Annotated in this window: 16 protein-coding genes; 4 read left to right on the top strand and 12 right to left on the bottom strand. The window is 40.7% G+C overall.

Features of this window, described 5'->3' with window-relative positions; all coding sequences use genetic code 11:
- Window positions 1–8: 8 nt before the first annotated feature.
- The 3 genes from O2Q26_RS11035 to O2Q26_RS11025 all read right to left on the bottom strand — a co-directional run bounded on the left by O2Q26_RS11035 (window position 9) and on the right by O2Q26_RS11025 (window position 4,711).
- A complete protein-coding gene (locus O2Q26_RS11035) occupies window positions 9–1,187 on the bottom strand; it encodes an acetyl-CoA C-acetyltransferase (RefSeq protein WP_289215951.1) in 1,179 nt (392 codons plus the stop codon).
- A gap of 14 nt (window positions 1,188–1,201) precedes the next feature.
- Window positions 1,202–3,601 (bottom strand): 3-hydroxyacyl-CoA dehydrogenase/enoyl-CoA hydratase family protein, encoded by a 2,400-nt coding sequence (locus O2Q26_RS11030; protein ID WP_289215950.1) that lies wholly within the window; start codon window positions 3,599–3,601, stop codon window positions 1,202–1,204.
- A gap of 192 nt (window positions 3,602–3,793) precedes the next feature.
- Entirely contained in the window at window positions 3,794–4,711 is a 918-nt protein-coding gene (locus O2Q26_RS11025) for a proline dehydrogenase family protein (RefSeq protein WP_289215949.1), read from the bottom strand.
- A gap of 428 nt (window positions 4,712–5,139) precedes the next feature.
- Here O2Q26_RS11025 and O2Q26_RS11020 point away from each other — a divergent pair, with 428 nt between their 5' ends.
- A complete protein-coding gene (locus O2Q26_RS11020) occupies window positions 5,140–5,409 on the top strand; it encodes a hypothetical protein (RefSeq protein WP_289215948.1) in 270 nt (89 codons plus the stop codon).
- A 12-nt stretch (window positions 5,410–5,421) separates the two neighbouring features.
- On the top strand, window positions 5,422–5,760 hold the full coding sequence (locus O2Q26_RS11015) for a spore coat protein (RefSeq protein ID WP_289215947.1): 339 nt from the start codon (window positions 5,422–5,424) through the stop codon (window positions 5,758–5,760).
- A gap of 61 nt (window positions 5,761–5,821) precedes the next feature.
- On the opposite strand, the gene copZ is transcribed toward O2Q26_RS11015, so the two are convergent.
- The 3 genes from copZ to O2Q26_RS11000 are packed head-to-tail and all read right to left on the bottom strand — an operon-like array spanning window position 5,822 to window position 8,754.
- Window positions 5,822–6,028 carry a copper chaperone CopZ gene (gene copZ, locus O2Q26_RS11010; RefSeq protein WP_253936808.1) on the bottom strand — a complete coding sequence of 69 codons (207 nt, stop codon included), beginning with the start codon at window positions 6,026–6,028 and terminating at the stop codon, window positions 5,822–5,824.
- A 19-nt stretch (window positions 6,029–6,047) separates the two neighbouring features.
- Window positions 6,048–8,426 carry a heavy metal translocating P-type ATPase gene (locus O2Q26_RS11005; RefSeq protein WP_289215946.1) on the bottom strand — a complete coding sequence of 793 codons (2,379 nt, stop codon included), beginning with the start codon at window positions 8,424–8,426 and terminating at the stop codon, window positions 6,048–6,050.
- Between the two features lie 13 nt (window positions 8,427–8,439).
- Window positions 8,440–8,754 (bottom strand): metal-sensing transcriptional repressor, encoded by a 315-nt coding sequence (locus O2Q26_RS11000; protein WP_289215945.1) that lies wholly within the window; start codon window positions 8,752–8,754, stop codon window positions 8,440–8,442.
- A gap of 155 nt (window positions 8,755–8,909) precedes the next feature.
- Here O2Q26_RS11000 and O2Q26_RS10995 point away from each other — a divergent pair, with 155 nt between their 5' ends.
- Together O2Q26_RS10995 and crcB are read left to right on the top strand one after the other, a co-directional pair.
- A complete protein-coding gene (locus tag O2Q26_RS10995) occupies window positions 8,910–9,284 on the top strand; it encodes a fluoride efflux transporter FluC (RefSeq protein ID WP_289215944.1) in 375 nt (124 codons plus the stop codon).
- The gene (crcB, locus tag O2Q26_RS10990) at window positions 9,281–9,622 is read left to right on the top strand and encodes a fluoride efflux transporter CrcB (protein ID WP_289215943.1); all 342 of its coding nucleotides are present in this window, start codon (window positions 9,281–9,283) and stop codon (window positions 9,620–9,622) included. Before O2Q26_RS10995 ends, crcB begins: the two co-directional genes overlap by 4 nt.
- Window positions 9,623–10,374: 752 nt before the next feature.
- On the opposite strand, the gene O2Q26_RS10985 is transcribed toward crcB, so the two are convergent.
- The 6 genes from O2Q26_RS10985 to O2Q26_RS10960 form a co-directional block, all read right to left on the bottom strand.
- Window positions 10,375–11,139, bottom strand: a complete 765-nt coding sequence (locus tag O2Q26_RS10985) for an STAS domain-containing protein (protein ID WP_289215942.1) — start codon at window positions 11,137–11,139, stop codon at window positions 10,375–10,377.
- A complete protein-coding gene (locus O2Q26_RS10980; RefSeq protein WP_289215941.1) occupies window positions 11,126–11,785 on the bottom strand; it encodes a cobalamin B12-binding domain-containing protein in 660 nt (219 codons plus the stop codon). The genes O2Q26_RS10985 and O2Q26_RS10980 overlap by 14 nt, the downstream gene beginning before the upstream one ends.
- A gap of 13 nt (window positions 11,786–11,798) precedes the next feature.
- The gene (locus tag O2Q26_RS10975; protein WP_289215940.1) at window positions 11,799–12,164 is read right to left on the bottom strand and encodes a hypothetical protein; all 366 of its coding nucleotides are present in this window, start codon (window positions 12,162–12,164) and stop codon (window positions 11,799–11,801) included.
- On the bottom strand, window positions 12,161–12,466 hold the full coding sequence (locus tag O2Q26_RS10970; RefSeq protein ID WP_289215939.1) for an antibiotic biosynthesis monooxygenase family protein: 306 nt from the start codon (window positions 12,464–12,466) through the stop codon (window positions 12,161–12,163). Before O2Q26_RS10970 ends, O2Q26_RS10975 begins: the two co-directional genes overlap by 4 nt.
- 246 nt (window positions 12,467–12,712) lie before the next feature.
- Window positions 12,713–13,522 carry a VLRF1 family aeRF1-type release factor gene (locus O2Q26_RS10965; RefSeq protein ID WP_253935300.1) on the bottom strand — a complete coding sequence of 270 codons (810 nt, stop codon included), beginning with the start codon at window positions 13,520–13,522 and terminating at the stop codon, window positions 12,713–12,715.
- 488 nt (window positions 13,523–14,010) lie between these two features.
- Window positions 14,011–14,901 (bottom strand): glycine betaine ABC transporter substrate-binding protein, encoded by an 891-nt coding sequence (locus O2Q26_RS10960; protein WP_289215938.1) that lies wholly within the window; start codon window positions 14,899–14,901, stop codon window positions 14,011–14,013.
- Window positions 14,902–15,020 lie beyond the last annotated feature (119 nt).

The raw sequence follows: 15,020 nt of genomic DNA, 5'->3' as shown, positions 1-15,020 counted from the left end.
TTCCTCCTCTAATTTATAAGTTCGAAAACACCTGCTGCGCCCATTCCGCCGCCAATACACATGGTGACTACACCGAACTGCTCATTTCTTCTTTTCATTTCATGAATCAAACTTAACGTAAGCTTAGTTCCTGTACATCCAAGCGGATGACCTAAAGCAATTGCGCCCCCATTGACATTCACTTTATCGATATCAAGGCCGAGTTCACGAATGACTTTCAAAGATTGAGAAGCGAACGCTTCATTCAATTCAAAAAGGCCAATGTCTGATAATTGTAATCCAGCTTGTTTTAAAGCTTTAGGAACCGCTTCGATCGGACCTACTCCCATAACTTCAGGTTCCACCCCAGCAACAGCAAAGGAACGGAATTTAACGAGCGGGGTTAATCCCTCTGCCTCTGCTTTTCCACGGTCCATCACGAGAACCGAAGCTGCTCCATCACTCATTTGGGAAGAGTTTCCTGCCGTAACGGACCCTCTTACAGAGAATGCAGGCTTCAGCTTCGCCAGCACTTCTGCTGTCGTGCCTGGGCGTACACCTTCATCCACTGAAAAAGTTCTCGTATGTTCCTTTATTTTGTGGTCAGCTCCCAAGGTGCGATCTGTTACTTCCACAGGTACAATTTCATCCTGGAACTTCCCTTCTTTGATAGCTGCCTCGGCACGCCTGTGACTCACAGCCGCAAAGACATCCTGATCTTCTCGCGAAATACCGAACCGATTTGCTACTTCTTCAGCTGTGTGACCCATCGACATATAGTATTCTGGGGCCTGTTCAACTAGCTGCACATTCGGTTTAATGACGTGACCGCCCATCGGTATCAGACTCATTGATTCTGCTCCGCCTGCTAATGCCGCATTGCTATGACCAAGCATAATCTTCTCTGCTGCATAAGCAATACTTTGCAGACCTGAAGAACAATATCGGTTAATCGTAATGGCTGGAACCTTATGATGAAGTCCAGCCAAACCCGCGATGTTCCGAGCCATATTCATTCCCTGTTCGGCTTCAGGCATGGCACATCCAATGATTACGTCATCAATGTTTCCTTCATAATTTCCAGCTCTTTTTAAAGTCTCTTTTATTGTTAACGCAGCTAGATCGTCAGGCCGAGTATGGGCAAGCGCCCCTTTTTTCGCTCGGGCAACAGGTGTCCTGGCTCCAGCTACAATGACAGCTTCCTTCACGTGATCTCCCCCTTTTAATTACGCAATGGTTTCCCTTTCATCAGCATGTGCTGCATGCGCTGCTGTGATTTCGCTTCCCCGACGAGACTTAAGAACGCTTCTCGTTCAAGGTCCAACAAATACTGTTCATCTACTAATGTTCCTTCTTTTACACGACCTCCTGCTAACACAAAGGCAAGCTTTTCAGCAATTTTCAAGTCATGCTCACTGGCATAACCGCTTAGAAGAAGGGATTTTGCACCTAGAAGCATAGTGGCATATCCTTGTTCACCTACGACAGGAACCTTTGCCCTCTTAGGAGCCTGGTAGCCCGACCTCGATAAACCGAGAACTTTTTGTTTGGCATCGTGAAGGAGGTGATCTCCATTTACACTTATGGCATCACGACTATCTAAGAATCCATTTTCTTTCGCTTCTTCTCCTGATGTGGAAACTTTAGCCATAGCAATTTTTTCAAAAACACTGATAGCAACTTTCTGAAGGTCGAAATCTACACCTTCTGGAATGTTTCTTAAGTGTTTAATGTAAAGCTCTTTGTTTCCGCCTCCACCAGGAATTAAACCAACCCCCGGTTCCACTAATCCCATGTATGTCTCTGCAGAAGCCTGGGTTGCCGAAGCAGGCAGACACACTTCAGCACCTCCTCCTAATGTCATCCCGAAAGGTGCAGCGACGACAGGTTTATCTGCATATTTAATTTTCATCATGGCATCCTGGAAGTGTTTGACCACCATTTCGATTTCAAAGAAGTTGAAGTCTTGAGCTTCCATTAAAATCATTCCTAAATTCGCGCCTACACAGAAGTTTTTGCCCTGATTTCCGATGACAAGCCCTTCAAAATTTTGATCCACTTCATCCACTGCGTAGTTCATCATTTGAATGATATCCAACCCGATGGCGTTGCTTTGAGAATGGAATTCAAGTCCGGCCACTCCATCCCCGAGGTCAACTAAGCTCGCGCCAGCATTCTTTTTGATCACTTCATTTGTTTCTTTTAATCTTTTCAGATGAATGGCTTTTGGGTTGAAAGATTGAGTTTCGTACTTACCGTTATGAATATAGTAAACGTTTCCATTTTCTCGTTTGTAGAATTGTTCATGGCCTGATTCAAGCATTTCTTCGATCCATGCCGGGATAGTTTCTCCCTCTTCTTTCATTCTTGCGACCGATTCTTTCACTCCGATAGCATCCCACATTTCAAAAGGACCTAACTCCCAGCCAAAGCCCCAGCGCATCGCTTCATCAATAGATGGCACATCATCAGCTATCTCTCCATAAAGTTCAGCCGAATAAATAAGTACAGGTTTGACGACAGACCAGACGAAGTCCCCGGCTCGATCTCCTTTAGCCGTAACTAAGGCTTTCAACTTTCTTTTACTTCCTTTTTCCTGTTTAGCTAATTCCGTCGCTTTTGTCTTCAATTTCTGACGTGGTTCGTAATCTAAAGTTTCAGGGTTAAGCTGGAGGATTTCACTGCCTTTCTCCCCTTTTTTCTTCAAGAAAAACCCTTGACCGCTTTTCGATCCTAACCATCCTTTATCCAGCATCGCTTTCATAAAGGAAGGGACTTCAAAAGCATCTTTCTCTGAACCTTCCACTTGATCATATACATTGTTAGCTACATGTATAAACGTATCTAATCCTACAACATCAAGTGTCCTGAATGTAGCGCTCTTTGGTCTTCCGATTAGCGGACCGCTTACTGAATCCACCTCACCAACACTAAAACCGCCTTTCAACATTTCCTGTACAGTAATAAGCAGACCATAGGTACCTATTCGATTAGCAATGAAGTTAGGCGTATCCTTTGCCTCTACTACCCCTTTGCCGAGAACGTCTTCTCCAAATTTCTTCATGAATTGTAAAACTTCAGAAGAAGTACGCTTAGCAGGTATGACTTCCAATAGCTTTAAGTAACGCGGCGGGTTGAAAAAATGCGTTCCAAGGAAGTGAGAACGAAAATCTTCGCTGCAGTCTTCTGACATAGCTTCTATCGATATTCCTGAAGTATTGGAACTTATGATGCTTCCTGCTTTCCTGTACTGATCGACCTGGGCAAAGACTTTCTTTTTCACTTCAAGGTTTTCAACCACGACTTCGATGACCCAGTCAACTTCACTGAGTTTTTCCATATCGTCAGTGAAATTACCTGTTTCAATGAGATCCAGACTTGCTTTACTACTTAAAGGTGATGGTTTTTGTTTTTTTAATGCCGCTTTATTAGCAGCAGCAATTCGGTTCCTTACAACTCCATCATCCAGCGTCAAACCTTTATGTTTTTCTTCATCAGTCAGTTCACGAGGTACAATGTCCAGCATTAATGTTGGTATCCCGACATTCGCCAAGTGAGCAGCAATTCCAGCCCCCATAACGCCAGAGCCTAAAACCGCGGCACGCTTGATTCTTCGTTTCATATATTTATCCCCCTATCACTTTTGAATGAATACTCATTCATTTTACATGTAAAAAAATATTGCTGAGCAATATTTGGTATCTATACTTACTATAAAATATATTCAGATATTTCGCAATCGTTTTCATAAATAAATTGAAAACAAAAAAAGACTTGAAAAAACTTAAAGGCGGAGAATTAATCTCCAGCCCTCTTATTTGCCGACTACACCTTTTAAAACAAAAGCCACGTTTGCCGGTCTTTCAGCCAAACGGCGCATGAAATAACCGTACCAATCATCTCCATAAGGTACATACACTCGCATTTTATAGCCTTCCTTCACTAACTCTTCCTGACGCTCAACACGGATACCGTACAGCATCTGAAATTCGAATTGCTCCAGTGGTATATCATTTTCTTTCACAATATTCATGGTATACTCGATCATCGCATCGTCATGGGTAGCAACTGCTGTATAATTCCCATTTAACAGGTGCATCTTTATAATTTTTTTGTAATTCTCATCTACATCTTTTTTATCAGGGAAAGCGACCTTTGGTGATTCCTTATAAGCGCCCTTTACTAATCTTAGATTGGGACTATATTGGTCCAGATCTTCAATATCTTCAACTGCGCGATATAAATAAGATTGAATGACAGTCCCTATATTTTCATAATCCTTACGTAATTCTTTAAATAGGTCTAATGTCGTTTGACAACGTTCATGATCTTCCATATCTATTGTAATGAATACATTTTTCTGTTCAGCTACCTGAAGAATTCTTCTCATATTATCCAGGGCAAGGTCATATGAGATATCCAGCCCCATCGAAGTCAATTTAAGTGAAAGCTGGGAATCCAACTTGTGACCAGCAATGGCTTTTACCGCCTCAATACACTCATCGGCAGCTTTTTTTGCCTCCTCTTCACTATCGATGAACTCACCTAAATGATCGATGGTCACACTCAATCCCTGCTCATTGAGCTTCTGAATCGTCTCGACAGCACTCGGGATCGTTTCGCCTGCCACGAAACGAGCAGCGCCAAAACGAAGGCCATACCGTCTAGCCAACTTTGTGAAAAACTTGTTTTTTGATAAGAACAAAAAGAAATTACGTAGAACTTGTTCCATAAAAAGGCCTCCTGCCCCCTAGTTTAATGTGTATTTGTTTCGGCCATTAAACTATTTAAATAATAATTATGTTAAACGCTGGTATTGACTTTCAAAACTTATTCAATCATTTTATATCATGTTTATTCGGGAAGACTTTGCTTGCTTATTTTCGACTTGCGAAAGGTATGAATTCGTTCATGAAACCTATATTTCCCCCAGTGACCACCGAAAGCAATCTGCCAAATCAGGGAGCATAATCAACCCGGTGATTTAACAGATTCTAAATAATATTATAAAAATTACAAACTGTAATCGATAACACATTTTTATTTTATCATTTGTTAATAAAAATGGGTATGATTTCAGTTATTTATTGCCCATGAAATTAGTAATTTCTTTCAAATTGGTCATACTAAGTTTGATTTTAATGAAGGAGGACGTAACTTATGCAGCAAGAACAAAATCAGCAAAACCCGAACATCCAGCAGCCGAAGCCTATGGAGCAAGTCCCTAATATCGTCAGCACAAAAGACGAGCTTTATATTACAGATATGCTGTCTTGGAATTTGAATGCTTGTAAAAAAGCTCACTTCTTTGCCCAGCAGTGCCAGACTCCAGAACTTCAGCAAGCGTTGGAGGACGCAGGTCAAATGCATCAAAGACATTATGATAAGATACTTGAACATTTGAACACATCTAGTCAGAGAATGAATTAAGGAGGATTACAAATGCCGCAAAACCAACCGACCAACAAGATCCAAAACCCAGAAACAAGTGTCCCAAAAACACCGGAAATGAATGAAAGAGATTTTTTGAATGATATGCTGACTACTGAGAAATACATGACTGGTTCTTATAATGTTGCATTAAATGAAGCTAGCAACCAAACACTGTATCAAGATTTAGCCACTATATTCAAGGAAACTCAGGACTGCCAGAGAAACCTGTACAACCTTATGTTCAAAAATGGCTGGTATGCTGTAGATCAAGCTGAGCAGCCGAAAGTTCAGAATGCCTACCAGCAATTCTCAGGGTACAAAAATCAACTGCCTTATGCTGTTCAATAAAACAACTTTTTCATAAAGCTGCAAAAAAGCCTGGTCTTTAAAAGACCAGGCTTTTCAATGCTTATCCTACCGGCTCATACCCTTGAGCCTCAATTGCTTCTTTCATCATTGCTTTAGTCACATAAGCATCATCATAAGTGACATCTACTTTACCACTTGTAATATCTACATTCACACCATGAACTCCCTCAAGCGTATTCAGTGCGTTTTTAACAGCTTTTTCACAATGTTCGCAAGTCATCCCATTTACTTCTAATGTCAGTTGCATAATTTTCATCCTTTCGCTATTATAATTTCATTCTTTTCAACCTTAATGAATTTGATACTACGCTTACTGAACTGAATGCCATCGCGGCTCCTGCAACCCATGGAGCTAATAACCCTAATGCCGCTATCGGGATGCCAGCTGTATTATAAGCGAGGGCCCAGAAAAGATTTTGGCGGATATTTTTCATTGTTTTTTTACTTAACAAGAGGGCTTTCGGAATAAGCGTCAGGTCTCCTCGCAAAATGGTAAGGTCAGCAGCTTCAATCGCTACATCCGCCCCTGTGCCGATCGCTATCCCGATGTCACTGACGGCCAATGCTGGAGCATCATTTATACCGTCCCCTACCATAGCTACCCGGTGACCTTTTGCTTGAAGCTTCTTGATTTCTTCGGCTTTTTCTTCAGGAAGTACTTCAGCAGTCACTTCATCGATCCCTGCTTCATTTGCAATGTGGCGAGCTGTCCTCTCATTATCTCCTGTCAGCATAACAAGTTTTATGCCTTCAGACTTGAGGTCATTTAAAGCTTGTTTTGCCGAATCCTTAATGGTGTCCATCACTGCTACAATCCCTTTGACACGAGCATTGACTGCTATTAGCATGACGGTTTTACCTTCACTTTCAAGCTCAGTCATTTTTGGGTCATATGAACTGTATTCCACATTTTCTTCCTTTAATAACTTCCTTGTACCAATTAATACAGAATTTCCTTGTATAGAAGCATTAATTCCATGACCAGCCACTGCTGAAAAATCACTTACTTCCAATATAGGAACTGATTGAGATTTTGCATAGGCTGTAATTGCTTCAGCCAATGGATGTTCAGATAAGTGTTCTGCACTTGCCGCCAAGCTCAATGTGTCGAAATCGGCAGTGAAGTCCGTAACCTCTGGTCTTCCCTGTGTTATCGTCCCTGTTTTATCAAACACTATGGTGTCGATACTCTGCGCCTTTTCTAAGTGCTCTCCACTCTTAAATAGAATGCCAAGCTCAGCCCCTTTTCCTGTTCCAACCATGATAGAAGTGGGGGTCGCCAGGCCGAGGGCGCATGGACAGGCGATGACTAGAACAGCGATGGCTGCCACAAGCGCAGTGGTAAAGACCCCAGGAGATGCTACAGTAAACCAGCCTATAAAAGTAAGTGCAGAGATGGCGACAACTATCGGAACAAAGTACCCCGATATCACATCAGCCATACGCTGGATCGGAGCTTTGGAACCTTGAGCTTCTTCGACTATTTTAATGATGCCTGCCAGCGCGGTGTCTTTACCGACTTTAGTGGCTTTCATTCTCAAGTGTCCCTGTTTATTGATGGTCGCACCTATGATTTCATCACCAGTCTCTTTGCCTACAGGCATAGACTCCCCAGTAATCATCGATTCATCTACATAAGACTGCCCGGATATAACGACACCGTCAACTGGTATTTTTTCTCCCGGTTTTACTACGAGAATATCTTCTTGGGCCACTTCTTCCAAAGGGATGGTTGTTTCCTTCCCTTCTCGGATTACAGTCGCCTCTTTAGCCTGAAGATTTAATAAGGCTGATAGTGCCTCGGTCGTTCTCCCCTTTGCCCTCGTTTCAAAATACTTACCTAACAGAACTAATGTAATAAGAATCGCACTCGTTTCAAAGTATAAGTGAACCTCGTCATGACGGCCAAAAGTATATCTCAGCGTTTCGCTCAAACTGTAGAAATACGCTGCACTTGTGCCCAAAGCAATAAGCACATCCATATTCGCACTTTTATTTTTTAAGCTATGGTACGCTCCTCGATAAAACTGCCAGCCTATAATAAACTGAACAGGAGTCGCTAATAGAAACTGGAACCAGGGGTTCATAAATAGCATAGGTACAGGAAGACCAAATAAATGGTCAAGCATCGTCAGTAAAAGAGGTAAAGAAAGAATTGTGGCCCCAATCAATTGGATTTGTTTCTTCTTAAGGTCTTTCTCTTTCCTTACAGCTTTTGCTTCCTCCCCTTTTCTCACGGAAGCATCGTACCCTAAATGGCGAACTTTCTCTATGATTTTCTCTTCGTTCAAAAAGCCTTCCTTATAAGATACAGTTGCCGTTTCGTTCGCTAAATTAACATTAGCCGACTGTACACCTTCCGTTTTCTGAAGCACTTTTTCAACTCTTGTCGAACAAGCCGCACAGGTCATACCAAATACATCAAATTCTTTACGTTCATTTGGTACTTCATACCCGAGCCGGTGGACTTCTTCTACTAAGTGTGAAGCTGAAAGCAGCTCATCATCATACGTTATGTCCGCTTTCTCTATAGCTAAATTAACTTGTGCCTTCACGCCTTCTTTTTTGTTCAATACTTTTTCGATTCGAGAAGAACAGGAAGCGCAGGTCATTCCAGATATAGGGAATGATACATGTCGCTGCATGCTGACCCCTCCTTTACTTAGAAAATTGTTTCATGACTTTAATTAATTCGTCCATAGCCTCATCACCATTGCCTGACTTTACAGCGTCACTTACGCAATGCTTTGCGTGTCTCTCCATTAAAGAGTAACCGACTTTTTGCAGCGCAGAATCAATAGCTGAAATTTGGACGAGAATATCCACACAATACCGATCGTTTTCTACCATATTTTGAATTCCACGTACCTGACCTTCAATTCTTTTTAAACGGTTGATCATTTGAGTTTTCTCATGATCAGACCTTTTTTTTACTGGTTCTTTCCCACTGTTTTCCGGAAGTGTATCATCCATACTCTCACATCCTGTTCATATTGATAAGATGATTTTACCATACCCCTGTAAGGTATTCAAAAAAGCTGTTTAAAAATTAATGATACAATAGTATTCTGGTATGGATTCAATGAAGATTCCATCTATTTTAGAACCAAAAGAAAGGAAAGTCTCTCATGAGAATTCATATATATACAGGTATTGCTGGTGGAGGAGGGTTAGGCTCTATTATGAGATATGGCATAGCCCTGACTTTTAACTCGAGTACCGGTTTCCCCTGGGGGACGCTGCTTGCCAATCTTATAGGGTGTTTTTTTCTAAGCTTTTTATATACGTGGTTTACATCTAAGAAATTATCAGAGTTCGTAAAAAAAGGATTGGCTACTGGTCTGATTGGGTCACTTACTACGTTCTCAACTTTATCAATAGAAGTTGTTTCCCTTACTCAGCAGTCCATAGTTCTTTCTTTCACCTATCTTATCCTTACAGTAGCAGCCGGATTATTATTTACAATCGCCGGTATGAAGGCGGGAAGGAGAATGTTCTTATGATGACTCTGAGTGTGCTATTAGGTGGTATGATCGGAGCCATCATGAGATTTGAACTCAGCCGACTGAATCGTTTACGTGTTCTCCCATGGGGTACGTTCATAGCTAATGCAACAGGTGGCCTATTGCTCGGGCTGCTCATTCGTAATGAACCAATGATTCCCGAGTGGTTATGGCTTCTGCTTGGCGTAGGCTTCTGCGGCTCTTACACTACATTTTCTACGTTCAGCTACGAAGTGATTGAACTGATACAGAAAAAATATCACGCAAAAGCTGCGTTCTATATGATTAGTTCTGTTGTAGTAACGATCTCTGGATGCTATGTAATCATCCTGTTTTAGATGTAATATAGAGTCTCATCCTAAGGAATTAAATAAAAAGTTCTGAGAGATGATATTCACATAAGCTCCCTATAGTGGAAGACTCAGTTTCGAGACATCCGTGCTGTTTCCGCCACAAAAATAGAGCGTGAAGGGCCGGGAAATCACTCGCTTTCCATGGGCGTACGGTGAGCTTCCTCGGGCTAACGCCCTCCGGGATCTCACCATGTACTGTCATCCCATAGGAGTCTCGCAATTTCCCGGCCCTTCTTGCTTTTGTGAGGATAACGGAAACATCATATGCGCTGCTTCACATAATAAATAACGGCTTTTGAATAATAACCAGTGAGACTTTTGTATGCAAAGGTGCTTGATATTACCTTAAAGTGCAGAGGATCTTAGAACTGAAAATGCTATACCTAGACCACTGGAGTTTGATGCTCCTATTAGTATTATCAAAGTCTTTTTCAAATGATTTCGAGAAGGCACATCTTTAGTGAGGGGCGGCGGGGAATGGGGAGACTCCTGTGGGAAGAGAGTGCTTGGTGAGATCCCGCAGGACGGGACGTCCGAGGAAGCTCACCGCGCTCCCACGGAAAGCGAGCCATTCCCCGCCGCCCTTATCCACTCATCAAATGTCTCGAAATCAAGTCTTCCACTATCCTGCCATATTATTGAATAATTCTCTTCTGAAAAAGTCAACTGTATAGGGGAACAAAGCTAATAAGCGGAGCCTGCAGTAGACTCCGCTTTCCTTATGGGTTTATCACGCTTTACTCGACACAATATTTATGGATAGCCTGCTGCAAAGAATTCATAAACCTTATTTGAGAAGGAATGACCATTTCATGTAGTACCTTCACTTGCTTCGGCTTTACTCCAATAATAACGATCTCAGCACCCATATAAAACAGAGAGGTCATCATGTTAGTCAGCACTTGAATTCCCTCTCTGTTCATTTCTCCGACAGCGGTAAAATCGAACAGCATTCGATCAATATCGTCATTTTGAGACGATTTCAAAAGGTTATCCTCAACAGCCTGCATTTTCACTTGAGTTAAATCTCCAAATAGCGGAATCAGAGCAGTATCTTCAGTCAAACGAATAAAAGGAGCAGAGAGACGATTATTTTGACTAATGGCATTTTCCAGTTTTTCTTTTTCATCCAATAGTTCAAAGTTCGTATCATTTAACCTTCCCCTAAGCTGATTCAAGGTTTTTGTTACTTTTGTCAACTTGTCATCTTTAGGTATTATAAGGGCTTGAGCATATAAATCGTTATCCCATGTCACATAGAGATCAACTGTCAACGGTTCTACTCCCTCAGCAACCGGCTTCAAATGGACCTCTAAAGCTGCTTTATGCAATTCGGGAGTCACCCATTTTTTAACTTTTTCTAAACTTCCCTGATCGAATACCTCTAATAAGCTTGCAGGTGTTCCACACAGTTTTTCTGCTTCTTGTGAAAAAGTCAGGATAGTAAAATTTTTATTAATCGTAAAAAAAGGTAAAGGAAATGTCCGGTCAGCTTGTTTCATTTATGGCGCCTTCCCTTCCCTCATTAAACCATTGATTCAAATGATTTAAGTCCTTTACAATCATTACTTGGTCTGATTCCAACTCTTCGAGCTCAAATTTCTTGGCCATTCGTCCTCCAATCATAATCAAAGGATTCCATTCTAACGTTCGGAAATGTTCGACAAGCTTCTTTAAAGTCGGGAGCCTATAGGAGAGCGATGCAGATAAACCGATGACATGAGGCTTATAACTGTGCACTTGCGAATATGAATGCTGTAACCCCAAGTTAGGGCCTAAGTAACGCACACGCCACCCGTGTTCTTTAAATGTGGCAGCAACCATTTTCAAACCTATATAGTGCTGCTCCTCTTCTACTCCAAAAAGCATGGCTTTAAAAGTGGTTTGATGCTCGCCACTTATTTTTTTCGTTTGTGCCTCAATTCTTGATAGAACAAAGTCACAAATGGCAGTGGCTAAATGTTCATCAGCTACTGAAATTTTATTATTTTCCCAGAGCTCCCCAACATAATACATGGCAGGAGTAATAATATCTTCATACAAATATAATCTAGGATACTCGCTTATTAAGTTTTCGATATATTCAATTGCCCCTTTTTCGTCTCCTTCGAGAAAAAAGCGGGCTAACGTTTTATGATGTGGAGTCAAATGAATTCACCTCTCATTGCGGGAGCTTGCGTAATTGATCGATTGCTAAAGTAAGATAGCGGATGAACGATTCTTTTTCTATTTCATCTTCCCACTGGAATTTCTCCAAATTTTCGATCAATCGTTGAAAATTATCGATAATTAGGTTCGTACCTACCCCTCGTGATGTAAGTAAAGTATTCAACCAAACGGTATAATCAAGAAAAAAAGAGGCGTTCTTCATTTCATGAGCTGCATACAGATGGTCCAGGTGATGATGGTTATCTTCCTCTGTACGGTCTCGACCGTTCTGTCCGAACCTGGACCAGAGTGCTGGATAAGCCTCATAAATTTCTTCTGTAACTTGTTGAGCGATTTGATTCTTTTCCTTATTATTCACTGAGCTACTACCTCATATCTCTTCACTTGCGGTACAATTCCCTGTAATTCCTGATCTGGATAATTCTTCTCTAATTCGTGGATTTTTTTAAATTGATCACTGCGCGCCCAATTCAAATAAGAAGCTTTATCCTCCCATTCCATATGAACAGTCAATTCACCAAGCTTACGTTCATTTTGAAGTAGTTGAAACGTTAAAAAGCCTTCGGCCTCATCCACGAGGCGGGAGCGATTTTGATAAATAGAAATTAATTCATCCGCTTTATGTTCTGGAACAACAACGGTTGAATCGACAATATACATAATACAATGCTCCTCTTCAATTATTTTTACTAAATAGTATTCTATCATATTAATAAAGAAGTTGTATAACCAGAAAGACTATCTCTCTCGACTAGGGTAAAGGATGGATGCAGTATGACCATAATTCAAAACTCATAATTAATCTTTTTACTGATTATATAAATTCCAGGCTTTTATTAGTAAATACAAAAAAGGGAAACTGGTATAAACCAGCTTCCCTCATATCTTATACTGTAAGCAATGAAGTTATTTAAAGGCTACTTCATTGACAATTTTTGTTTCTTCATGATCAAGCATGTTCTTATTTACAAACTCATCTACAGGCTTATTCATATTATCATCTAAATCCTTGAGTTCTTCTTTATCACCGACCATATAAATACGTTCCCATTCATACTCTTTGGCCAGCTTGTCAAGCTTCGGAGCTACGCTCTTGTACCAGCGGTAACGGTTTTCCTCGAAACGCTCTTTATACTCATCTTTTTTAGAGCTTTTCGCACCACCAGATCCCATAGATGCATCTCCTTGGTGAGGACCCTGATGTTGTTTCCAATCTTCTGTGTTCAAGTCCAGTTCAAACAACTGTGTATCGTTTACCATCCCTAATTGTGCATCGATACACTTGATTTGTTCCTTTTGAGTAAGAATAATACCCGTTTTAGGGAATTTTTCTCTCATTTGCTTAAGCTGATCAAGCACAGGTGATTCTTCCCAGTAAAATTCACTTTCCACTGGCATTTGGAAACGCTCCGCGAACCAAACAGTATCATCTCCAGAAGCGATGATAACTACACTTTTAGCAAAGTTCTGCTCATTTTCTTCAATGTAGTTTTGGACTTTTTCTTTCACAGCCCAATAATTCCTTTTTTCGTCTGGATCTCCGTCTTCTTTTAAATAAGTTTCAAAATTATTTAAACCGTTCTTCAAGTGTATTTTCCACTCGCCGCCTTGCTGATCAGGATCAGAAGGATCCGTATTTAAATACATAGTAAAAACACGCTGGGGTTTTTCCAGGTGAACATTCTCTAATTTCTTAATTTCCTTGTTTAAATCCATAAGCTACATCTACTCCTTTTATTAGAATAATATTTCTATTCTAGTCTGTATGTTTCCGCTAAAGCGGCTTGTTAAACTTATGATTTAAACAATTAGAGAAATTACATGTTTTTTATTCCTTTGCAATAGCATTTTGTTAAATATTACTTAATTGGTTAAAGAGCTATTAAATTAAAATTTCGCTATCTACGGAGCAGCCTGCAACTAGACTTATTTTAAGAAGCGCCATACATTTTTCATAAGTCCTGTGAAATTTCCGTATTGATTTCCATATAAGCTCCCTTATGCTCCCACGGAAAGCGAGCCTCCCCGCCGCCTTGATCTACTCACCACGTATCTCGAATTCAAGTCTTCAACAATCCTGCTATAACGTTGAATAACTCTATAATATTTAGAATCTTTAATTTTAATAAAACACTTGAAAAAAAACCAGAGGTGACGACAATTTCCCCGTCCCTCTGGTTTTTTATGAAATCATACCTTGCTTATTATTGAATCCATTCATCAATAACGTCTTGGTTCTCGTCAACCCAAGCCTGAGCGCCTTCTTCTTCAGAATCTGCTTCGTTAATAGAAGCCATCAATTCACCAAGCTGCTGGTCATCCAGCATAAACTTATCAAACATCTCAACTAATTCTGGTTGATCATCTTCTAAACCTAAACGAGCTGCGTAGGAGATGTTCTCAGAATCACCATAGACATTTTCTGTATCTTCAAGGAACTTCAAATCCATTTCTGAAAATGCCCAGTGTGGCGTCCATAGCGTTACCACGATAGGCTCTTCATTTTCAACAGCCCCTGTTAGTTCAGTCATCATAGAACCTTCAGAAGAAGCTGCTAAAGAATAATCTAAATCATACGTATCGATAGCCTCATCCGTTAAAGACATAATACTTGCTCCGGAGTCGATACCGTAAATCTGTCCATCATCAAATTGATCAACGTTTTCGTTTAAATCTTCTATCGTATTAATATCTTCCATGTAAGAAGGGACGACAAGACCTAGAGTTGTTCCTTCATACCAAGTTTCACGCCAGTCAATATCTTCTTCATACTCTTCATAGAATGATGCATCAGTATTAGGCAGCCAAATTTCCATTCCGATGTCAATGTCGCCAGCTTCTAGCCCTTCGTAAAGAACCCCTTTTTCAACATTTTGAAGTTCAACATCGTAGCCTTCTTCTTCAAGGACAACTTTCCACATATTAGAAACTGCTATATTTTCTGCCCAGTTATTCATACCGATACTCACTTCTTTATCTTCAGAAGAACCCTCGTCCGAGGAACCCTCTTCGGAAGAATCCGTTCCTCCACAAGCAGCTAGCACCAGTAATGCGCCAAGCATCAGAGCTGTGAGCCAAATACGTGTATGTTTCATAAACATTCCTCCATTTCAAAAGTATTAAAAAAAATTACACGGGAATTGCATTTCAATTACAAATTATATCACATTCTGTCGAAAGCTCAAAATTGTACAACACATTCATCATGTATGGG

Origin of the sequence: Halobacillus campisalis, assembly GCF_030345335.1 — a bacterium.
Lineage (GTDB): Bacteria > Bacillota > Bacilli > Bacillales > Halobacillaceae > Halobacillus_A > Halobacillus_A campisalis.
This window is presented reverse-complemented; position numbering and strand designations above follow the sequence as displayed.